This is a genomic window from Pseudomonas nicosulfuronedens, assembly GCF_005877905.1.
Lineage (GTDB): Bacteria > Pseudomonadota > Gammaproteobacteria > Pseudomonadales > Pseudomonadaceae > Pseudomonas > Pseudomonas nicosulfuronedens.
The window spans coordinates 227,691-247,744 of the sequence record NZ_SWDV01000001.1 but is presented as its reverse complement, the minus strand read 5'-3'; the positions used below and the strand labels follow the sequence as shown (position 1 = coordinate 247,744).

Sequence of the window (20,054 nt, the reverse complement as noted above, 5' to 3'; positions counted from 1 at the left end):
GGAGCCGTCGGATGAACAGGCGTAGGCAACGAGCGTAGGCGGTCAGCCAAAACCGCGCATTTTAACCTGCTTTTTTATGGCTGATTAATCTTTGTTCAGCTAAGCACGGAACAAAAGGAAATAACGGGCGCCGCGAACGGGCGCCCGCGGGCTTACGGTGTGCAGGTCGGCTGAGGGGCCGGGGCTGCTGGCGCGGCGGGCTTCTGCAGGCCGCTCACGTCGGCGGCCACGCCGGGCGCGCGGGGCATCAGCGAGCGGGCGCGGGTCAGGGCGGTGGTGGCGCCATTGACGTCGCCCTTGGCCAGGGCTTCGCGGCTGCGCTCCAGGTACGCGTCGGCCAGGCGCTTGCGGCGCTCGGCGAGCTGGGTGGTGTCTTCCTGTTCGGAGCCCAGCGCGAGCTGCGCGGATTCCAGACGGCCGGCGGCCAGTTCGGTCTCGAAGCCACTGCTGCTGGGCGGTTGGCTCGCGGTGCTCTGGCAGGCCGCGAGGGCCAGCGCCATGGCCATCAGCGCGAACAGGCGGATGACGAACGACTTCATGCGTCAGGGTCTCTTTTGATCAAAAAATCGCCAAATTCTACACCGTCCGGCGCGGCAGGACAAAACTCAGCAGGAACAGGGTCGCCGCGCTGACCACGATGGAGGGGCCGGCGGGGGTGTCCTTGAACCAGGACAGCGAGAGCCCGGCACACACCGCCACCAGGCCGATCAGACTCGCGCCGAAGGCCATTTGTTCAGGGCTGCGCGCATGCCGTTGGGCGGCGGCGGCGGGGATGATCAGCAGCGAGGTGATCAGCAGCACGCCGACGATCTTCATGGCCACGGCGATGACGATGGCGATCAGCAGCATCAGCGCCAGGCGGATGGCGGTGACCGGCAGGCCTTCGACCCGCGCCAGTTCCTCGTGCACGGTGATCGCCAGCAGCGGTCGCCACAGCCAGCAGATCAGCCCGAGCACCAGGGCGCTGCCGGCAATGATCCACAAGAGGTCGGTCTGGCTGACGGCGAGCAGGTCGCCGAACAGGTAGGCCATCAGGTCGACGCGCACTTCCTTCATGAAGCTCAGGGTCACCAGGCCCAGCGACAGCGTGCTGTGGGCGAGGATGCCCAGCAGGGTGTCGGCGGCCAGTGGCTGGCGCTGCTGCAGGGTGACCAGCAGTACGGCGAGCAGTACGCAGCCGACGGTCACCGCCAGCGTCGGGCTGACGTCCAGCAGGAAGCCGAGGGCCACTCCGAGCAGGGCGGCGTGGGACAGGGTGTCGCCGAAATAGGCCATGCGTCGCCAGACGACGAATGAGCCCAGGGGCCCGGCGACCACCGCCAGGGCCAGCCCGGCGAGGAGGGCGTTGAGCAGAAAATCAGCCATGGTTGCAGTCGGGGCCGTGCTGGTGGACCGGGGTGAAGCGGGTGCCCGCGGGGAAGGCGGGTTTCACCACCTCGCCGTGCAGGTCGTGGGAATGGTCGTGGTGGTGGTGATAGACCGCCAGGCTGCGGGCATCCTGGCCGAACAGCTCGACGAAGGCCGGGTCACCGCTGACCTGTTCCGGGTGCCCGGAGCAGCAGACGTGACGGTTCAGGCAGACCACCTTGTCGGTGGCACTCATCACCAGATGCAGGTCGTGGGAGACCATCAGCACGCCGCAGCCGAGGCGGTCGCGCAGGCGGCCGATCAGGCGGTACAGCTCGGCCTGGCCGGCGACGTCGACGCCCTGCACGGGTTCGTCGAGCACCAGCAGTTCCGGCTTGCGCAACAGGGCGCGGGCCAGCAGCACGCGCTGCAACTCGCCGCCGGAGACACTCTGCAGCGGCTTGTCGATCACGTGGGCGGCACCGACTTCCTTCAGCGCGTCGAGTGCGTGGGAGCGCTGCACACCGGGGACCAGGCGCAGGAAGCGGAAAACGGTCAGCGGCAGGGTCGGGTCGACGTGGAGCTTCTGCGGCATGTAGCCGATGGACAGCTTCGGCTGGCGCCAGACGCTGCCGGTATCGGGCTTGAGCAGGCCGAGCACGCTGCGCACCAGGGTCGTCTTGCCGGCGCCGTTGGGACCGATCAGGGTGACGATCTCGCCGGGGGCGATGGTCAGGTCGACGTTCTGCAGCACCGCCTGGCCGGCGTAGCTGACGCCGACGCCTTGCAGGCGAATCAGCGCGTCGCTCATCACGCCTCCCGCTGGCCGGGGGCGCAGGCGCCGCAGAGGCCGACAATCTCGACGGTCTGGGTTTCCACGGCGAAGCCGACGCTCCTGGCGCCGTTGACGATGGCCTCGCTGATGGCCGGCTGCTCCAGCTCGATGGCGGTATGGCAGGCACGGCAGATCAGGAACTGGCCTTCGTGGGCGTGCTCCGGGTGGGCGCAGCCGATGAAGGCGTTGAGCGAGGCGATGCGGTGTACCAAACCGTTTTCCAGGAGGAAATCCAGGGCGCGGTAGACCGTCGGCGGCGCCGCCTTGCGGCCGTCCTCCTCGCTCAGCACGGCGAGGATGTCGTAGGCGCCCAGCGGCTTGTGGCTCGCCCAGACCAATTCCAGCACGCGCCGGCGCAGCTCCGTCAGGCGCACGCCCTGGCGCGCGCACAACGCGTCGGCGTCGGCCAGGGCGCTGGCCACGCAGTTGGCGTGGTCGTGCGGACGGCAGGCGAGGGGAGTCTTGGGGGCGATCTTGTACATGCGCGGCGACGCTCGGGTTCAGAGACGTTATTATATTACTCTTTCATGTCTCCCCTGTGTGAGTGCTGCCGTGTCCTTCCGTCCCGTCGCCCTGCTGACTGCCGCCTGCGCGCTGCTGCTCAGCCTTCCCGTACGTGCCGAGGTCAGCGTGCTGACCAGCATCAAGCCACTGCAACTGATCGCCGCCGCCATCCAGGACGGCGAGGGCACGCCGGACGTGCTGCTGCCGCCAGGCGCCTCGCCGCACAGCTACTCGCTGCGCCCGTCCGACATCCGCCGCGTGCGCGACGCGCAGCTGTTCTATTGGGTCGGCCCGGACCTGGAGAACTTCCTGCCCAAGGTGCTGGAAAGCCGCAAGGGCCCCAGCGTGGCCGTGCAGGACCAGGCCGGCATGCACCTGCGCAAGTTCGCCGACTTCAGCGAGTCCAACCACCCGGACCATGACGATGATCACGATGACCTGGGCCACGATCATGATCACCGCCCCGGCATGATCGACGCCCACCTCTGGCTGTTGCCGGCCAATGCCCAGGTGATCGCCGCGCGCATGGCCGAGGACCTGGCCATCGCCGACCCGGCCAACGCCAGCCGCTACCAGGCCAACCTGAAGGCCTTCGACGAGCGCATGGACCAGCTCAATACCCGCCTGCAGCAACGTATCGATCCGCTCAAGGGCAAGCCGTTCTTCGTCTTCCACGAGGCATTCGATTACTTCGAGGAGGCCTACGGCCTGCGGCACACCGGCGTCTTCGCCGTGTCCGCCGACGTGCAGCCAGGCGCCCGTCATGTCGCCATGATGCGTGCGCAGCTGCAGAAAGCCGGCCCTTCCTGCATCTTCAGCGAGCCGCCGATCCGTCCGCGCCTGGCCGACACCCTGAGCCAGGGCCTGCCGGTGCGCCTGGCCGAGCTGGACGACCTGGGCGTTGGCGTGAAGGTCGATGCTCAGGGCTACGAGCATCTGCTGGGCAACCTGGCGGATGAGTTCGCGGGGTGCCTGGAGAAGCTCTGACCGGGCTTCTCGGGACCGGGGGTTGCCCTCGCCCCCAGCCCTCTCCCTTGTAGGAGCGGGCCATGCCCGCGATCGCGCGCATGGCGCGCTCCTACAGTTCACATGCCCGCACCGGGCGCGGCACTGTGCCATCGCCGCGCCTGATCGTCGCACCATTCCTGCCTGAAATTTCCCCTTCGTATCAGCCCGCAACGCCCCGCCAGTCGTCGCCTTCGTGCATCTTTTTAGTCGCCCTCCGATCCACCGTCTATCGTGTGTAATGGTGTGAGGTAGGCACAAGATATTGATGCCGGTCAGCTTTTCATGCCTACATATTGGGTCTACTCGCGCTCCTTTGCGCCCTGCCACCCAACCGACAGGAGGTTATTTCCCGGATGGCCAAGACCGATGCGCGCCAACGCGGCGCCAAACCAGGAGTTCTCGCCCTGCAGCCTGCCTCGCAGGATATCTGGGACAGCAAGTACCGCCTCAAGCACAAGAGCGGTGACCCCATCGACGGCAGCGTCGACGAGACCTGGCAGCGCGTCGCCCGCGCCCTCGCCGACGTCGAGGCCAACAAGGCACTGCGCGAGCACTGGTACGAGCGCTTCCTCTGGGCCCTGCGCAACGGCGCCATCCCGGCCGGGCGGATCATCTCCAACGCCGGTGCCCAAGGGCACAAGCCGGCCACCTCGACCATCAACTGCACCGTCTCCGGGATCATCCGCGACTCCATGGACGACATCCTGGAGAAGGTCCACGAGGCCGGGTTGACGCTCAAGGCCGGCTGCGGCATCGGCTACGAATTCAGCACCCTGCGCCCGCGCGGCGCCTATGTCTCCGGCGCCGGCGCGCATACCAGTGGGCCGCTGTCGTTCATGGATATCTACGACAAGATGTGCTTCACCGTCAGCTCTGCCGGCGGGCGGCGCGGTGCGCAGATGGGCACCTTCGATGTCAGCCATCCGGACGTGCGCGAGTTCATCCGCGCCAAGCGCGAAGACGGCCGCCTGCGCCAGTTCAACCTCAGTCTGTTGATCACCGATGGTTTCATGAACGCCGTGGAGGACGACGAGGACTGGCCGCTGGTGTTCCCGATTCACCAGAAGGAACGCGACGAGGTCGACCTCAAGAACGCCGAGGAAGTGGTCTGGCGCGACTGGCCGCTGCACGACGACTACCTGGTGGGTGACGACGGCCGCGTGGCCTGCAAGGTCTACGGGCGGGTCAAGGCGCGGCACCTGTGGGACATGATCATGGTATCCACCTACGACTACGCCGAACCCGGCTTCATCCTCATCGACCGGGTCAACGAGATGAACAACAACTGGTGGTGCGAGGCGATCCGCGCCACCAATCCCTGCGGCGAGCAGCCGTTGCCGCCCTATGGTTCCTGCCTGCTGGGCTCGGTGAACCTGACCACCTTCGTGGTCGACGCCTTCGGCGACAATGCGCGCTTCGACTGGGAGCGCTACCGCGAAGTGGTCCGGGTGTTCACTCGCATGCTCGACAACGTGGTGGAGATCAACGGCCTGCCGCTGGAACAGCAGCGTGCGGAAATCCTCGGCAAGCGTCGCCACGGCATGGGCTTCCTTGGCCTGGGCTCGGCGCTGACCCTGCTCAAGCTGCGCTACGGCAGCCCGGAAGCCTGCGTGTTCACCGAGGAAGTGGCGCGCGAGATGGCCCTGGTCGGCTGGGAAGTGGCGCTGGAGCTGTCCCGCGAGAAAGGCCCGGCGCCGGCGCTGGTGAAGGACTATGAAGTCACCGCCGAGATGCTGCGCAAGCGCCCGGAAATGAAGGTCGATGGCCTCAAGGTCGGCGACAAGGTCGCGGGCCGCGTGCTGCACGCCAAGTACTCGCGCTACATGCAGCGCGTCGCCGAGCATGCACCGCAGCTGATCGAGGAACTGGCCGAGCACGGCGCGCGCTTCACCCACCACAGTTCCATCGCGCCCACCGGCACCATCAGCCTGAGCCTGGCGAACAATGCTTCCAACGGTATCGAGCCGAGCTTCGCCCACCACTATTCGCGCAACCTGATCCGCCCCGGTCGCAAGACCAAGGAGAAGATCTCGGTCTTCAGCTACGAACTGCTGGCCTACCGCGACCAGGTAGACCATCACGCCGTACCGGGTGCCGAGGAAGAGAAGCACCGCCTGCCGGACTACTTCATCACCGCCGACGACATCACCCCGCAGCAGCATGTGGACATCCAGGCCGCCGCGCAGAAGTGGATCGACTCGTCGATCTCCAAGACCGCCAACGTCCCCACCGACTACCCGTTCGAGGACTTCAAGGACATCTACCTCTACGCCTGGCGCCAGGGCCTGAAGGGCTGCACCACCTTCCGCTTCAACCCGGCGGCCTTCCAGGGCGTGCTGGTGAAGGAATCGGACCTGGAGAAGACGGTGTACCGCTTCGAGCTGGAAGACGGCAGCGTGGTGGAACTCAAGGGCAACGAGGAAGTGGAGTACGACGGCGAGATCCATACCGCCGCCAACCTCTTCGACGCCTTGAAAGAAGGCTATTACGGCAAGTACTGATACCCCTGGAGAATGCTATGAGCGTCAAGATCAACCAGAAGATCAAAGGCTTCCAGGTGGTGGATGTGGCCGAGGAAAAGGCCCGCGTGGAAGCCGCTGCGGCCGCCGCCGTGGTGAAGATGGACGAGACCCTGCAGCGCCCCGAGCTGCTGGTGGGCGCCACCTACAAGATCAAGTCACCGCTGTTCGAGCACGCGCTGTACGTGACCATCAACGACGTGGTGCTCAACCCGGACACTCCGTACGAGCAGCGCCGGCCCTTCGAGATCTTCATCAACTCGAAGAACATGGACCACTTCCAGTGGATCGTTGCGCTCACCCGGATCATGTCCGCGGTGTTCCGCAAGGGCGGTGACTGCACCTTCCTGGTGGAAGAGATGAAGGCGGTGTTCGACCCGCGCGGTGGCTACCTGAAACGCGGCGGCATCTATATGCCGTCGATCGTCGCCGAGATCGGCGCCGTGGTGGAGCGCCACCTGGTCGCCATCGGTCTGATGGAAGGCCCGCAGCTGGACGAGGAGCAGCGCCTGTACCTCGCCGAGAAGCGCGCCGCCTACGAAGCCGCCCAGGGCACCAACAAGGCCGAACCCGGCGAAGGCTTCCCCGCCGGCGCCCAGCTGTGCGGCAAGTGCAACACCATGGCGGTGGTGCAGATGGATGGCTGCGCCACCTGTCTGAACTGCGGGCATTCGAAGTGCGGGTGAGCCCGCTCAAAACGCATGCGTACGGGCCATGGATGGCCAGGCTGGGGCTGACCTTGAGTATGGGAGCACCGGCAGGGATGCCCGCTCCGAGTTAGATCTTTACGCCGCCCGCTTCATACCGGACTGTTCTTCTGTAGGAGCGAGCTTGCTCGCGAACCAACTCCGCTGCGGGGCTTGTTCGCGAGCAAGCTCGCTCCTACGAAGAGCCGTCGGAGCGTTTACAGCGCAAACGGCAAATGAATCCCCACCGTCTGCCGCAGGGCCAACCGTCGTTCGAACTCACTAGGGTCATGGATCAGCACATCCTGCCCGGCGAACGCCTCGGCGGCGATCAGCCGCGACAGCCAGAAGCGCACGCAAGCCACCCGCAGCATCTCCGGCCACAGCTCTGCCTCCAGTGCGGTGAACGGCCGCCTGGCCGCGTAGGCCGCCAGCAGAGCACGGGCGCGTGGGCCGTCGAGGGCGCCATCGTCGGTTGAGCACCAGTCGTTCACGGTGATCGCCAGGTCGTAGAGCATCCAGCCGGAGCTGGCGTTGTAGAAGTCGATTACTCCAGCCAGGTGCGGGCCGTCGAACAGCACGTTGTCGCGGAACAGGTCGGCGTGCAGGTTGGCGCGCGGCAGTGCCGGTTGTTCGGCGAGCAGGCGGGCAATTTCTTCCAGGGCATCGCCCAGCAGGGTCGCAGCGTTGCCGGAAAGGTGCGACTGCATCGTCTCGCCCTCATGCAGCATCCAGCTCAGGCCACGGTCGCTGGGGCGCTCGATGATCCGATCGCGGGTCGCCAGGTGCAGGCGAGCCAGCAGGTTGCCGACCTCCTGGCAGTGATGGTTGTTCGGTGAGCGTTCGTGACGGCCGGCCAGGCGCGGTTGCAGTAGCGCCGGCTTGCCTTCGAGCTGGCGCAGCGCCTCGCCGTCTTTCGTGCGCAGAGCGTAAGGCACCGGCAGGTCAGCTTCGTGCAGGACGTCGAGCAGTTCGATGAAGAACGGCATCTCCTGCACCGGGCCGCGCTCCACCAGGGTCAGGACGAATTCGCCCTGTTCCAGGCTGACGAAGAAGTTGCTGTTCTCCGACCCTTCCGCGATGCCGCGAAAGTCCCGCAGGCGGCCGAGACCGTAAGGGGCGAGGAAGTCTTCCAGGACCGGACGTTCCAGAGGCGTGAATACCGACATGCTCAATCCTCTGGAGCGTCGTGGAGGGGAGGGTTTACCAGCTGAAGATCTGCCACTGCGGAATCAGCTTGTCGGGCTGGTCCGAGCGGATGAAGTTGCCGTCGCTGCCGTCCTGGCGCACCAGGAAGTACGGCTTGCCGTGCTTGGGCACGACCTTGATGGCGTAGAGGAATCCGTTCACGCGGTATTCCTGGATGGTCTTGTCGCCTTCCTGGCGGATGGTCACATCCGGTTCCGGCGTCGGGGCATCGTCCGCCGCCATGACGGAAGTCGCGCCAAGACCCAGTAGAGCGGCGAGCAACAGGCGGTTCAACGTACGCATGATAACCTTGTCCCTTTGTCGAATTGGCTACGGACATTTTAGCCCGAGCCCTTCTGAAAAGGTTGATTCCCCTCATGAGCCAAGCACCCCTCGTCCTCGTGGACGGCTCGTCCTACCTGTATCGCGCCTTCCATGCCCTGCCGCCGTTGATGACCTCCACCGGCATGCCGACGGGAGCGGTGAAGGGCGTGCTGAACATGCTCAAGAGCCTGCGCAAGCAGTACCCGGACAGCCCCTTCGCGGTGGTCTTCGATGCCAAGGGCGGGACCTTCCGCGATGAGATGTTTGCCGAGTACAAGGCCAATCGCCCCTCGATGCCGGACGACCTGCGAGTGCAGGTGGAGCCTCTGCACGCCACGGTGCGCGCCCTCGGCCTGCCACTGCTCTGCGTGGAAGGCGTGGAAGCTGATGACGTGATCGGCACCCTGGCTCGGCAGAGCGCGGCCGGCGGTCGCGCAGTGGTGATCTCCACCGGCGACAAGGACATGGCGCAGCTGGTCGACGGGCACATTACGCTGGTCAACACGATGACCGGTAGCACGCTCGACGTGGATGGCGTTAAGGAGAAATTCGGTGTCGGTCCTGAGCTGATCATCGATTACCTCGCGCTGATGGGCGACAAGGTCGACAACATTCCCGGCGTGCCCGGTGTCGGCGAGAAGACCGCCCTCGGTCTGCTCACCGGCGTCGGTGGTGGCCTCGATGTGCTCTACGCCAGCCTGAACAAGGTGCCCGAATTGCCGATCCGCGGCGCCAAGGGCTTGCCAGCCAAGCTCGAAGAGCACAAGGACATGGCCTACCTGTCCTACAAGCTTGCCACCATCAAGTGCGACGTTGAGCTGAACATCGAGATCGATGCCCTGCACCCCGGCGAGCCGGACCGCGAGGCGCTGACCGAGCTGTACCGTACCCTGGAGTTCAAGACCGGGCTGGATGACCTGCAACGCCAGGCGGCCAAGGTCGGCAGCCCCCAGCTAACGCTGGAAGAAGCCCCGGCTGCTGCCGCGGAGAAGAGCTATGAGATCGTCCTGGAGCAGCCGCAGTTCGACGCCTGGCTGAAGAAGCTGGACGCCGCCGAGCTGATCGCCTTCGACACCGAGACCACCAGCCTCGACCCGCAGCAGGCGCAGGTGGTGGGTGTGTCATTTGCGGTGAAAGAGGGCGAGGCCGCCTATGTGCCGCTGGCCCACAGTTATATGGGTGTACCGGCACAACTCGACCGCGACGCCGTCCTCAAGGCGCTCAAGCCGCTGCTGGAAGACCCGAAGAAGCGCAAGGTCGGCCAGCACGCCAAATACGACATGAACGTCCTGGCCAACGCCTCGACGCCCATCACCGTGCAGGGCGTCGCCTTCGACACCATGCTCGAGTCCTATGTGCTGGACTCCACCGCGACCCGCCACGACATGGACAGCCTGGCGCTCAAGTACCTGGGCCACAGCACCATCCGCTTCGAGGACATCGCCGGCAAGGGCGCCAAGCAGCTGACCTTCGACCAGATCGCTCTGGAACAGGCCGGCCCCTACGCGGCCGAAGATGCCGACGTCACCCTGCGTCTGCACCAGACCCTGTGGCAGAAGCTGGAGGCCATCCCGTCGCTGGCCAAGGTCCTCACCGAGATCGAGATGCCGCTGGTGCCGGTGCTGGCGCGTATCGAACGCAACGGCGCGCTGGTCGATGCCAACCTGCTGGGCAAGCAGAGCGTCGAGCTGGGCGAGAAGATGGTCGAGTTGCAGCGCCAGGCCTATGACCTGGCGGGTGAAGAGTTCAACCTCGGCTCGCCCAAGCAACTGGGCGCCATCCTTTATGAAAAGCTGGGCCTGCCGGTGCTCTCCAAGACCGCCACCGGCCAGCCGTCCACCGCCGAGAACGTTCTTGCCGAGCTGGCCGAGCAGGATTACGAGCTGCCCAAGGTGATCATGCAATACCGCTCCATGAGCAAGCTCAAGAGCACCTACACCGACAAGCTGCCGGAGCAGATCAACCCGCGCACCGGTCGCATCCACACCAGCTACCACCAGGCGGTGGCAGCGACTGGCCGGCTGTCCTCCAGCGACCCGAACCTGCAGAACATCCCGATCCGCACCGCCGAGGGCCGGCGCATCCGCCAGGCCTTCGTCGCGCCCAAGGGCTACAAACTGTTGGCGGCGGACTACTCGCAGATCGAGCTGCGCATCATGGCTCACCTGGCCAAGGACGAAGGTCTGCTGGATGCCTTCCGTCATGACCGCGACGTGCACCGCGCCACCGCCGCCGAAGTCTTCGGCGTGCCGCTGGACGAGGTGACGGGCGACCAGCGCCGCAGCGCCAAGGCGATCAACTTCGGCCTGATCTACGGCATGAGCGCCTTCGGCCTGGCCAAGCAGATCGGCGTCGAGCGCAAGGAGGCCCAGGCCTACATTGACCGCTACTTCGCTCGCTACCCTGGCGTGCTGGCGTACATGGAGCGCACCCGCGCCCAGGCCGCCGAGCAGGGCTTCGTCGAAACCCTGTTCGGCCGTCGCCTGTACCTGCCGGAAATCGCCTCGAAGAACGGCGCCATGCGCAAGGCCGCCGAGCGCACCGCGATCAACGCACCGATGCAGGGCACGGCGGCGGACATCATGAAGCGCGCGATGGTGGCTGTGGATAACTGGCTGCAGGAGAGCGGCATCGATGCCCGCGTCATCCTTCAGGTACACGACGAACTAGTGCTGGAAGTGCGCGAGGACCTGGTCGAGCAGGTGCGCGATGGCATTCGGCCGCTGATGAGCGGCGCAGCGGAACTGGACGTGCCGCTGGTCGTCGAAGCCGGTGTCGGGGCGAACTGGGACGAGGCCCACTGACGACTGGACGAACGGTCGCAAGGCCCGTCAGCCGGGCCTTCTGGCACGATTGTTCAGGCGCTTTCAGGCCAGCCCGAAAAAATCTTTTGTGACCCGCTGAACTTTCCCGCGAGGAGCCGAGTCAGAACTCGTGAATGGCTGGTGAAGCCCTTCGATGCTCCTTTGCAGTGTTTAGTGTTGGCAGATTACTGGACCCCGCCCTAGCGGTCCGGACTTAAACCCCGAACTTCCCCCTCCCCATACGAAGCTCGGGGTTTTTTTTGCCTGCGATTTGGCCTCAGGCCTCCTCGCCGGCTTCCTCTTCTTCCTCGTCCAGCAGCCCCAGCCAGCCGGCCAGGACCAGCTGCGCCTCTTCCACGCCCTGGCGCTTGGGTGCCGAGAACAGCTGCAGGGTGGCGACATCGCCCCAGCCGTCGAGAATTTCCTTGCGGGTCTTGAGCAGCGCGTTCTTCGCCGCGCCGTAGGCCAGCTTGTCAGCCTTGGTCAGCAGCACGTGGATCGGCAGCTGGCTGGCCTGCGCCCAGTCGAGCATCAGGCGGTCGAAGTCGGTCAGCGGGTGGCGGATATCCATCATCAGCACCACGCCGGCTAGCGCATTGCGGCTGGAGAGATAAGCTTCCAGGTGCTGCTGCCAGTGCAGCTTCAGCGGGATCGGTACCTTGGCGTAGCCGTAGCCGGGCAGGTCGACCAGGCGGCGCTCGTCATCCAGGCGGAAGAAGTTCAGCAACTGGGTGCGACCGGGGGTCTTGGAGGTCCGCGCCAGGTTCGCGTGGGTCAGCGCGTTCAGCGCGCTGGACTTGCCCGCGTTGGAGCGGCCGGCGAAGGCGACTTCCAGGCCGGAGTCTTCCGGGCACTGGTTCACCTTGGCGGCGGAGATGAGGAAGGTGGCCTGTTGGCAGAGGCCGAGAATCGGGTTTTTCGTAGCGTTATTCGAGGGCATGGGTAACTTCGCGGCGGGTGCGACGCGGTGTCGCGGGGGGCGGTTTCGTTTCCGTTTGGGCATCTGAAGTATATAATGCCGCGGATTTTGTGTGCGCTTTATCCCCCAGGGTCGAGCCACACGGGAACGTTGGAGTCCGCGCAATCAAGAACGCGGATGTTCCCTGCGATGAGGATAATCATGAAGAAACTGCTGTTCGCAGCCATCGTTGCCGCGCTGGCATCCAGCGCCCTGGCGGCCCAGGATCCGGAAGCCGTTTTCAACAGAGCCTGTGGCGCCTGCCACAATGGTCAGTTGCCAATGGCGCCGAAAAAGGGCGACGCCGCCGCTTGGAAGCCACGCCTGGACAAGGGCATGGACACGCTGGTGCAACATGTGACCAACGGTTTCAACGCGATGCCGCCTCGCGGCCTGTGCACCGACTGCAGCGCCGAGGATTACCAGACAATTATCCACTGGATGTCGAAGTAACTCCCAGGCCTTACTCTTTCACCCTTAGCCGTTATTGGATTAGCTGATGAACAAATTGATCGTGAGTCTGCTGTTGACCCTGGGTCTTGTCGGTGTGGCGAACGCCGCTGGCGATGCCAAGGCCGGTCAGGCGAAAGCTGCTGTCTGTGGTGCCTGCCACGGCGCCGATGGCAACAGCATGGCGCCCAACTTCCCGAAACTGGCCGGGCAGGGTGAGCGCTACCTGCTCAAGCAGATGCACGACATCAAGGACGGCAAGCGTACCGTGCTGGAAATGACCGGCCTGCTGACCAACCTCAGCGATGAGGACCTGGCAGACATCGCCGCCTACTTCTCCAGCCAGAACGGCAGCGTCGGCGCCGCCGATCCCAAGCTGGTCGCCCAGGGTGAAGCCCTGTTCCGTGGCGGCAAGCTCGCCGAAGGCATGCCGGCCTGCACCGGTTGCCACAACCCGGCTGGCCAGGGCAACGCCGAAGCCGGCTTCCCGCACCTGGGTGGCCAGCACGCCGCCTACACCGCCAAGCAGCTGACCGCCTTCCGCGAAGGCGAGCGCACCAACGACGGCGACGCGATGATCATGCGCAGCATCGCCGGCAAGCTGTCCAACAAGGACATCGCCGCGATCTCCAGCTACATCGAAGGCCTGCACTGACAGGCGGCTGGCGGAAACGCCAGATCGAAAAACTGCTTCGAAAAAAAGGGTGGCTTCGGCCACCCTTTTTTGTGTCCTCCGCCACTACAATGCTGGAACCGTGTCTGGCCCCTCCGGTCAAACCGCTTCATCCCGCCGCGCTGTAGCGTGGCGGTTCCGCTCAGCCAAGGAGTGAACCATGCGTAACCTGATTTTCACCGCCGCTCTTGCCTTCGCCGGCCTGTTCGCCGTCAACGCGAACGCCGCCGACTTCGAAGCTGGCAAGAACTACACCGAGCTGAACCAGGCCGTCCCGGTCTCCCAGCCCGGCAAGATCGAGGTGGTGGAGCTGTTCTGGTACGGCTGCCCGCACTGCTACGCGTTCGAACCGACCATCAACCCGTGGGTCGAGAAGCTGCCGGCCGACGTTCACTTCGTGCGCCTTCCGGCCATGTTCGGCGGCCTGTGGAACATCCACGGCCAGCTGTTCCTGACCCTGGAATCCATGGGCGTGGAGAAGAAGGTGCACCACTCGATCTTCGAGAAACTGCATAACAACCCGAAAGCCCTGACCACCCCGGAAGAAATGGCTGACTTCGTCGCCGAACAGGGCGTGGACAAGGACAAGTTCCTCAGCACCTACAACTCCTTCGCCATCAAGGGCCAGATCGAGAAGGCCAAGAAACTGGCGATGGCCTACCAGATCAGCGGCGTGCCGACCATGGTGGTCAATGGCAAGTACCGCTTCGACATCGGCTCGGCCGGTGGCCCGGACGAGGCGCTGCAGCTGGCTGACCAGCTGATCGCCAAGGAACGCGCCAGCGCCAAGGCTGCCCAGTAAGGGCTGATGACGATGCTGCGCCGGCGGACTCGTGAGCGTGTCGCGGGGGCCTGCGTCCCGCGGGAGAATCCCGCGCCCGGGGCATCCGCCGGCCTGCCCGACGACGGCCGGCTCCGCCTGCTCAGCTTCAACATCCAGGTCGGTATCAGTACCGAAAGGTACCGCCACTACCTGACCCGCGGCTGGCAGCACCTGCTGCCGGCCGCCGGGCGCGCCACCAACCTGCAGCGTATCGGCGAACTGCTCCACGACTACGACGTGGTCGCCCTGCAGGAAGCCGACGGCGGCAGCATCCGCTCCGGCAACATCAATCAGGTCGAACACCTGGCCCAGCTCGGTGCCTTCCCTTACTGGTACCAGCAGCTCAATCGCAATCTCGGGCGCATCGCCCAGCACAGCAACGGCCTGCTCAGCCGCCTGCAGCCCACCGCCCTGGAAGACCATCCGCTGCCCGGCCCGCCCGGACGCGGTGCGATCCTCATGCGCTTTGGTGAAGGCCAGGACGCGCTGGCCGTGGTGATGATGCACCTGGCCCTCGGCGCGCGGACCCGCACCCGTCAGCTCGCCTACATCCGCGAGTTGCTGCAGGACTACCGCCACCACGTGCTGATGGGCGACATGAACACCCATGCCACCGACCTGCTGGAAAGCTCGCCGCTACGCGACCTCCAGCTCATCGCCCCGCAGGTCGAGGCCACCTTCCCCAGCTGGCGCCCGCAGCGCTGCCTGGACCACATCCTGCTCAGTTCCGAGCTGGCGCTGGAACGCGTCAGTGTCCTCCCGCACCCGATTTCCGACCACCTGCCCGTGGCCGTGGAAATCCGCCTGCCGGATGCCCTGCGTTCGTCCTCGTCGCTCGCCTTGCGCGGCGAGGACCCTGAATGAGTCGCGACGACGACCAACGCTGGAAACAGAAGTACCTGGACAACCTCGAGCAGCAGGAAAAGCTCGAACGTCGCTGGGATGCCCGTCTCGACCTGCTGCGCCGTGGCCTGGTGCGCAGCAGCCTGGCCGCCGAGGGCAGTGACAAGGCGGTGGACGCCTGCATGAAGGAGCTGCGTGAAGTATTGCGCCGCGATGAGATGGACGCTGGTCTGTCGCGCCTGATCCCGCAGCTGGAAAAGGCCGTGCTCGACTCCGAGCAGCGCCGCCAGCAGCGCATCGAGCAGAACGTTGCGGCCCTGAGCCAGTTGTCGCAGCAACTGCTGTCCCTGGAGATGCCCGGCGACGTGCGCAAGCCGCTCAAGCGCCTGGCCAAGGACATTCCCAGCCGCGGCAGTTCCTCCCGTGAACTCCCCGCCCTTCTGGCCGAGCTGAGCCGCCTGCAGCGCCAGGTGCTGGACCATTTCGGCAGCGCTGGTGGCGAACAGCGCCCCGGCTTCCTGCAGCGGCTGTTCGGCAGCCGGGACAACGACGACGCAGACTCGCCGGAATCGACACCCTCTGCACCCGCTGCAACGGCAGAAGCTGCGTTCATCGACGAAGCGAGGATGGCTGAGCCATTGCCCGTTGCAGTACAGCCTGCTGCACCTGCACCTGCACCTGCTGAGTCGGTGGTCGCTGAAGCGGTTGCCGTGCCCGTCATGGAGCCAGCCGACGCCGTGGCGCGGGCCCCGGCACCAGAACCCGTCGCCGAGCCATCGCCGGCCGTGCCGCCCGAACCTGTCGTCGTAGCGGAGGCAATGGCCCCAGCGCCCGTGTTGGAGCCTGTCGCCCACGACGATTCCAAGCTGCTCGACAGCCTGCCGGTACCGCCCGGCCTGTTCGGCACGCCGGAAGACGCGCGCCAGGCCAACGACCCCTACGCCCTGCCGCCGCGCCCGGAGCCTGGCTACAGCGCCGTGGCGCCGCACATCGAGGCGAGCCTGCTGCGCCTGCTGGACGAGATGCACCTGCCGGCCGCCCAGCAGATCCAGGCCGAGGAGCTGCGCTCGCGCATCCATGGCAGCCTCAACTGGTACGAACTGGTGCCGGTGCTGGATGACCTGGGCGTACTGGTTCTGTCGCTCAACGACGGCGGCCAGCGTGAGTTCGAAGGCTACCTGCACCAGCTCAATGAACGCCTGGGCACTTTCCTCGATGGCCTGCAGGCAGTCCAGGAGAACCACAGTGGCTCCAGCTCCAGCGCCCGCGACCTGGATGACACCCTGCGCGAACAGGTCAGCGGCCTGAAGGAAAGCGTGCTGGAAGCCACCGACCTGGAAGGCCTCAAGCGCAACGTCGAATCACGCCTGCAAGGGCTGGTTGGCACCATGGACCGCTTCCGCGAGGAGCGCGAAACCCGCGAGCGCGAAGTGGGCGAGCGCATCCAGTCGCTGGTGACCCGCGTTGCCAGCATGGAAGAGGAAGCCCGCACCTTCCAGGCGAACATCGAGGACCAGCGCCAGAAGGCCATGACCGACGCCCTGACCGGCCTGCCCAACCGCGCCGCGCTGAGCGAGCGGCTGGAGCTGGAAGTCTCGCGCTGGCAGCGCTACGGCGGCGACCTGCTGCTGGCGGTGCTCGACGTCGACCACTTCAAGCGCATCAACGACGACTTCGGCCACCTCGCCGGTGACAAGGTGCTGAAGATCATCGCCAATGAACTGGCCAAGCGCGTACGCAAGACCGACTTCATCGCCCGCTACGGCGGCGAGGAGTTCGTCGTGCTGCTGCCTGCCACGCCGCTGGAGGGCGGACAGCAACTGCTCGACGCGCTGCGCGGCGCCATCGAAGCCTGCCCGTTCCACTTCAAGGGCGAACGCCTGAGCATCACCTGCTCGGCAGGCCTGACGAACTTCCGCGAGGGCGAACGCGCCGAAGCCGTGTTCGAGCGCGCCGACCAGGCGCTGTACCGCGCCAAGCGCGGCGGGCGAAACCGTCTGGAAGTCGACTGACAACGTGCGCCGACCGTTAGGAGCAGACCATGCACGCGAATGGCGGGCATGGCCCGTTCCTACGGAAGAGCATTTCATTTCGGCCGAAAATTCTTGACGAATGAAAGATCCTAGGTTTTGATTCGCACCATTATCTTTCGAATCGAAACTTGATCGTTCATGTCGAAACGCAATACGCCTCAACGCCGCCACGACATCCTGGCGCTGCTCGCCGAACAGGGCGAGGTCAGCGTGGACGACCTCGCACGCCGCTTTGCCACCTCCGAGGTGACCATCCGCAAGGACCTGGCCGCCCTGGAAGGCAACGGCCTGCTGCTGCGCCGCTACGGTGGTGCGGTGCCGATGCCCCATGAGCTGATCGCCGAGCCGAGTCAGCCGCTGTCGCGCTACAAGCAGGCCATCGGTCGCGCCGCGGCTGCCTGCATCCGTGAGCACGCGCGGATCATCATCGACAGCGGCAGCACCACCGCCGCGCTGATCCCGGAGCTGGGCCGCAAGCCGGGGCTGGTGGTGATGACCAACTCCCTGAGCGTGGCCAACGCCCTGCGCGAACTGGAGCGCGAGCCGGTGCTGTTGATGACGGGCGGCACCTGGGACCCACACTCCGAGTCGTTCCAGGGCCAGGTGGCCGAACAGGTGCTGCGCTCCTACGATTTCGATCAGCTGTTCATCGGCGCCACCGGACTGGACATCGAGCGTGGCACGACGACCTTCAACGAACTGCTGGGCCTGAGCCGGGTCATGGCCGAGGTCGCCCGCGAGGTGATCGTCATGGCCGAGGCCGACAAGCTGGGCCGGCGCATTCCCAACCTGGAGCTGCCCTGGAGCAGTGTCCAGACCCTGATTACCGACGAACGCCTGAGCGATGAAGCGTTCGAACTGATCCAGGCGCGTGGCGTGAAAGTGATCCGCGCGCGCTGCGAAGACTGACAGGAGACTCAAGCCATGTGTGGAATCGTAGGCGCCATCGCCGAGCGCAATATCACCCCGATCCTCGTCGAAGGCCTCAAGCGCCTGGAATACCGTGGTTACGACAGCGCCGGTGTGGCGGTCATCGACGGCAATGGCGTGCTGGATCGCCGTCGCCGTGCAGGCAAGGTTTCCAGCCTCGAGCAGGCCATCGCCGAGCAGCCGCTGCCTGGCCGCCTGGGCATCGCCCACGTCCGCTGGGCCACCCACGGCGCGCCTACCGAGGCCAACGCCCACCCGCATTTCTCCCGTGGCGAAGTGGCGGTGGTGCACAACGGCATCATCGAGAACTTCGAGCCGCTGCGCGAAATGCTCAAGGCGCGTGGCTACGAGTTCACTTCGCAGACCGACACCGAGGTCATCGCCCACCTGCTGCACCTGCGTCTGGGGGAACTGGGCGACCTGACCGTCGCGCTCAAGGCCGTGGTCAAGGAACTGCACGGCGCCTATGGCCTGGCGGTGATCAGCAGCAAGCAGCCCGACCGCATCCTTGCCGCCCGCAGCGGCAGCCCTCTGGTGGTGGGCCTGGGTCATGGCGAGAACTTCCTTGCCTCCGACCAGCTGGCGCTGCGCCAGGTCACCGACCGCTTCATCTACCTGGAAGAGGGCGACATCGCCGAAATCCGCCGCGACGGCCTGCAGCTGTGGGATGTCAACGGCAACCCGGTACAGCGCGAGGAAGTGCGCTACCACGAAGGCGCCGAGGCGGCCGACAAGGGCGGTTATCGCCACTTCATGCTCAAGGAGATTCACGAGCAGCCGGCCGTGGTGCAGCGCACCCTGGAAGGCCGACTGGGTAACGAGCAGGTGCTGGTGGACAATTTCGGCCCGCAGGCCCGCGAGCTGCTGGCCAAGGTGCGCACTGTGCAGATCGTCGCCTGTGGCACCAGCTACCATGCCGGCATGGTCGCCCGTTACTGGCTGGAGAGCCTGACCGGCATCCCCTGCCAGGTCGAAGTCGCCAGCGAGTTCCGCTACCGCAAGGTCGCGGTGCATCCGGATTCCCTGTTCGTCACCATTTCCCAGTCCGGTGAGACCGCCGACACCCTGGCCGCGCTGCGTTACGCCAAGGAGCTGGGCTTCCTGTCCAGCCTGGCGATCTGCAACGTCGCCACCAGCTCGCTGGTGCGCGAGTCGGACATGACCCTGCTGACCAACGCAGGCCCGGAAATCGGTGTGGCCTCCACCAAGGCCTTCACTACCCAGCTGGTCGCCCTGCTGCTGCTGACCCTCGGCATCGGCCAGGTGCAGAAGCGCCTGAACGACGGGGTCGAGGCCGAGCTGGTGAACGAGCTGCGCCGCCTGCCAACCCATCTGGAAGAAGCCCTGTCCATGGACAAGGTGGTGGAAAAGGTCAGCGAGCTGTTCGCCGAGAAGCACCACACCCTGTTCCTCGGCCGTGGCGCGCAGTACCCGGTGGCGATGGAAGGTGCGCTGAAGCTCAAGGAAATCTCCTACATCCACGCCGAAGCCTACCCGGCCGGCGAGCTCAAGCACGGCCCGTTGGCGCTGGTCGACGCCGACATGCCGGTGGTCACCGTGGCGCCGAACAACGAGCTGCTGGAGAAGCTCAAGTCCAACCTGCAGGAGGTCCGCGCCCGTGGCGGCGAGCTGGTGGTCTTCGCCGAGGGTGGCAGCGGCATCGCCAATGGTGAGGGCACCCATGTGGTGGGGATGCCGGCGATCCACGATTGCCTGGCGCCGATCCTCTACACCGTGCCGCTGCAGCTGCTGTCCTACTACGTTGCCGTGCTCAAGGGCACCGACGTCGACCAGCCACGCAACCTGGCCAAGTCAGTGACGGTGGAATAAGCGGAACAGCGCGCAGGCGCAGTGAGAAAGGTCCCTTCGGGGGCCTTTTTTCGTCTCAGGGCTGGAGAACTCGCGAGAGGTGGCAGGGGAGATCAACATTCCCCCGGTGCCTGCTCGTCCGGGGGTGTGGACGGGGCACCGAGGCCAGGCGGCAGAGGCCGCTACACGAGGGGAATGGAAATCGACCTTGTCTTGTGGACAAGGTCGGGCTCCGGCCCTGCGAGGGGTACCTGACAAGTCTCCCGCAGGGCCGGGAGCGGGCCAACGATAGAAGCTGGCTAGTGGCCGGTCAATCGGAA

18 protein-coding genes are annotated in these 20,054 nt (G+C 65.6%); 11 read left to right on the top strand and 7 right to left on the bottom strand.

Translation table 11 applies throughout. The features are described from left to right. Nucleotides 1-152: 152 nt before the first annotated feature. Genes FAS41_RS01245 through zur form a run of 4 tightly spaced genes read right to left on the bottom strand, consistent with a single transcriptional unit; the run spans nucleotide 153 to nucleotide 2,664 of the window. Nucleotides 153-539 carry a hypothetical protein gene (locus FAS41_RS01245; RefSeq protein ID WP_138519898.1) on the bottom strand — a complete coding sequence of 129 codons (387 nt, stop codon included), beginning with the start codon at nucleotides 537-539 and terminating at the stop codon, nucleotides 153-155. A 37-nt stretch (nucleotides 540-576) separates the two neighbouring features. Further along, nucleotides 577-1,365 carry a zinc ABC transporter permease subunit ZnuB gene (gene znuB, locus FAS41_RS01240; RefSeq protein ID WP_138519897.1) on the bottom strand — a complete coding sequence of 263 codons (789 nt, stop codon included), beginning with the start codon at nucleotides 1,363-1,365 and terminating at the stop codon, nucleotides 577-579. Continuing rightward, nucleotides 1,358-2,158, bottom strand: coding sequence for a zinc ABC transporter ATP-binding protein ZnuC (gene znuC, locus FAS41_RS01235; RefSeq protein WP_081518832.1), 801 nt, complete (start codon nucleotides 2,156-2,158; stop codon nucleotides 1,358-1,360). Before znuC ends, znuB begins: the two co-directional genes overlap by 8 nt. After that, on the bottom strand, nucleotides 2,158-2,664 hold the full coding sequence (gene zur, locus FAS41_RS01230; RefSeq protein WP_138519896.1) for a zinc uptake transcriptional repressor Zur: 507 nt from the start codon (nucleotides 2,662-2,664) through the stop codon (nucleotides 2,158-2,160). The genes znuC and zur overlap by 1 nt, the downstream gene beginning before the upstream one ends. A 70-nt stretch (nucleotides 2,665-2,734) precedes the next feature. Here zur and znuA point away from each other — a divergent pair, with 70 nt between their 5' ends. The 3 genes from znuA (at nucleotide 2,735) to FAS41_RS01215 (ending at nucleotide 6,899) form a co-directional block, all read left to right on the top strand. After that, nucleotides 2,735-3,673 carry a zinc ABC transporter substrate-binding protein ZnuA gene (znuA, locus tag FAS41_RS01225; RefSeq protein ID WP_138519895.1) on the top strand — a complete coding sequence of 313 codons (939 nt, stop codon included), beginning with the start codon at nucleotides 2,735-2,737 and terminating at the stop codon, nucleotides 3,671-3,673. Nucleotides 3,674-4,047: 374 nt separating this feature from the next. Further along, entirely contained in the window at nucleotides 4,048-6,195 is a 2,148-nt protein-coding gene (locus FAS41_RS01220) for an adenosylcobalamin-dependent ribonucleoside-diphosphate reductase (protein ID WP_138519894.1), read from the top strand. Between the two features lie 17 nt (nucleotides 6,196-6,212). Next, nucleotides 6,213-6,899, top strand: coding sequence for a TSCPD domain-containing protein (locus FAS41_RS01215; RefSeq protein ID WP_017521239.1), 687 nt, complete (start codon nucleotides 6,213-6,215; stop codon nucleotides 6,897-6,899). Nucleotides 6,900-7,117: 218 nt separating this feature from the next. Here FAS41_RS01215 and FAS41_RS01210 read toward each other — a convergent pair whose 3' ends face one another. Then, the gene (locus FAS41_RS01210) at nucleotides 7,118-8,068 is read right to left on the bottom strand and encodes a homoserine kinase (RefSeq protein WP_138519893.1); all 951 of its coding nucleotides are present in this window, start codon (nucleotides 8,066-8,068) and stop codon (nucleotides 7,118-7,120) included. Between the two features lie 34 nt (nucleotides 8,069-8,102). Continuing rightward, nucleotides 8,103-8,390: a DUF2782 domain-containing protein gene (locus FAS41_RS01205; RefSeq protein ID WP_024766803.1), complete on the bottom strand. Its 288-nt coding sequence runs from the start codon at nucleotides 8,388-8,390 to the stop codon at nucleotides 8,103-8,105. A gap of 74 nt (nucleotides 8,391-8,464) precedes the next feature. Between FAS41_RS01205 and polA the strand changes: the two genes are divergently transcribed. Then, nucleotides 8,465-11,215 carry a DNA polymerase I gene (gene polA / locus FAS41_RS01200; protein ID WP_138519892.1) on the top strand — a complete coding sequence of 917 codons (2,751 nt, stop codon included), beginning with the start codon at nucleotides 8,465-8,467 and terminating at the stop codon, nucleotides 11,213-11,215. Nucleotides 11,216-11,492: 277 nt separating this feature from the next. Here the strand turns inward: polA and yihA are convergent, their stop codons facing one another. Beyond that, entirely contained in the window at nucleotides 11,493-12,155 is a 663-nt protein-coding gene (yihA, locus tag FAS41_RS01195; protein WP_138519891.1) for a ribosome biogenesis GTP-binding protein YihA/YsxC, read from the bottom strand. A gap of 180 nt (nucleotides 12,156-12,335) precedes the next feature. On the opposite strand from yihA, the gene FAS41_RS01190 reads away from it, so the two are divergent. The 7 genes from FAS41_RS01190 (at nucleotide 12,336) to glmS (ending at nucleotide 19,755) form a co-directional block, all read left to right on the top strand. Beyond that, nucleotides 12,336-12,626 carry a c-type cytochrome gene (locus tag FAS41_RS01190; RefSeq protein ID WP_138519890.1) on the top strand — a complete coding sequence of 97 codons (291 nt, stop codon included), beginning with the start codon at nucleotides 12,336-12,338 and terminating at the stop codon, nucleotides 12,624-12,626. Between the two features lie 46 nt (nucleotides 12,627-12,672). Continuing rightward, nucleotides 12,673-13,278 carry a c-type cytochrome gene (locus tag FAS41_RS01185; RefSeq protein WP_045213406.1) on the top strand — a complete coding sequence of 202 codons (606 nt, stop codon included), beginning with the start codon at nucleotides 12,673-12,675 and terminating at the stop codon, nucleotides 13,276-13,278. 178 nt (nucleotides 13,279-13,456) lie between these two features. After that, nucleotides 13,457-14,098, top strand: a complete 642-nt coding sequence (locus FAS41_RS01180; protein ID WP_138519889.1) for a thiol:disulfide interchange protein DsbA/DsbL — start codon at nucleotides 13,457-13,459, stop codon at nucleotides 14,096-14,098. Nucleotides 14,099-14,110: 12 nt separating this feature from the next. Then, nucleotides 14,111-14,983: an endonuclease/exonuclease/phosphatase family protein gene (locus FAS41_RS01175; RefSeq protein WP_138520031.1), complete on the top strand. Its 873-nt coding sequence runs from the start codon at nucleotides 14,111-14,113 to the stop codon at nucleotides 14,981-14,983. Continuing rightward, nucleotides 14,980-16,974: a GGDEF domain-containing protein gene (locus tag FAS41_RS01170; RefSeq protein ID WP_138519888.1), complete on the top strand. Its 1,995-nt coding sequence runs from the start codon at nucleotides 14,980-14,982 to the stop codon at nucleotides 16,972-16,974. The genes FAS41_RS01175 and FAS41_RS01170 overlap by 4 nt, the downstream gene beginning before the upstream one ends. 159 nt (nucleotides 16,975-17,133) lie before the next feature. Further along, the gene (locus tag FAS41_RS01165; protein WP_045213398.1) at nucleotides 17,134-17,904 is read left to right on the top strand and encodes a DeoR/GlpR family DNA-binding transcription regulator; all 771 of its coding nucleotides are present in this window, start codon (nucleotides 17,134-17,136) and stop codon (nucleotides 17,902-17,904) included. A 15-nt stretch (nucleotides 17,905-17,919) separates the two neighbouring features. Then, a complete protein-coding gene (glmS, locus tag FAS41_RS01160; RefSeq protein WP_138519887.1) occupies nucleotides 17,920-19,755 on the top strand; it encodes a glutamine--fructose-6-phosphate transaminase (isomerizing) in 1,836 nt (611 codons plus the stop codon). The last annotated feature ends 299 nt before the right edge of the window (nucleotides 19,756-20,054 follow it).

Excerpts from the sequence above, each read along its gene's own strand:
- FAS41_RS01175 (WP_138520031.1), top strand. The coding sequence starts at position 14,111 with ATGCTGCGCCGGCGGACTCGTGAGCGTGTCGCGGGGGCCTGCGTCCCG.
- glmS (WP_138519887.1), top strand. The coding sequence starts at position 17,920 with ATGTGTGGAATCGTAGGCGCCATCGCCGAGCGCAATATCACCCCGATC.
- polA (WP_138519892.1), top strand. The coding sequence starts at position 8,465 with ATGAGCCAAGCACCCCTCGTCCTCGTGGACGGCTCGTCCTACCTGTAT.
- FAS41_RS01210 (WP_138519893.1), bottom strand. The coding sequence starts at position 8,068 with ATGTCGGTATTCACGCCTCTGGAACGTCCGGTCCTGGAAGACTTCCTC.
- FAS41_RS01165 (WP_045213398.1), top strand. The coding sequence starts at position 17,134 with ATGTCGAAACGCAATACGCCTCAACGCCGCCACGACATCCTGGCGCTG.
- FAS41_RS01185 (WP_045213406.1), top strand. The coding sequence starts at position 12,673 with ATGAACAAATTGATCGTGAGTCTGCTGTTGACCCTGGGTCTTGTCGGT.
- FAS41_RS01220 (WP_138519894.1), top strand. The coding sequence starts at position 4,048 with ATGGCCAAGACCGATGCGCGCCAACGCGGCGCCAAACCAGGAGTTCTC.
- FAS41_RS01170 (WP_138519888.1), top strand. The coding sequence starts at position 14,980 with ATGAGTCGCGACGACGACCAACGCTGGAAACAGAAGTACCTGGACAAC.
- FAS41_RS01245 (WP_138519898.1), bottom strand. The coding sequence starts at position 539 with ATGAAGTCGTTCGTCATCCGCCTGTTCGCGCTGATGGCCATGGCGCTG.
- FAS41_RS01205 (WP_024766803.1), bottom strand. The coding sequence starts at position 8,390 with ATGCGTACGTTGAACCGCCTGTTGCTCGCCGCTCTACTGGGTCTTGGC.
- yihA (WP_138519891.1), bottom strand. The coding sequence starts at position 12,155 with ATGCCCTCGAATAACGCTACGAAAAACCCGATTCTCGGCCTCTGCCAA.
- znuC (WP_081518832.1), bottom strand. The coding sequence starts at position 2,158 with ATGAGCGACGCGCTGATTCGCCTGCAAGGCGTCGGCGTCAGCTACGCC.
- znuB (WP_138519897.1), bottom strand. The coding sequence starts at position 1,365 with ATGGCTGATTTTCTGCTCAACGCCCTCCTCGCCGGGCTGGCCCTGGCG.
- FAS41_RS01215 (WP_017521239.1), top strand. The coding sequence starts at position 6,213 with ATGAGCGTCAAGATCAACCAGAAGATCAAAGGCTTCCAGGTGGTGGAT.
- FAS41_RS01190 (WP_138519890.1), top strand. The coding sequence starts at position 12,336 with ATGAAGAAACTGCTGTTCGCAGCCATCGTTGCCGCGCTGGCATCCAGC.
- zur (WP_138519896.1), bottom strand. The coding sequence starts at position 2,664 with ATGTACAAGATCGCCCCCAAGACTCCCCTCGCCTGCCGTCCGCACGAC.
- FAS41_RS01180 (WP_138519889.1), top strand. The coding sequence starts at position 13,457 with ATGCGTAACCTGATTTTCACCGCCGCTCTTGCCTTCGCCGGCCTGTTC.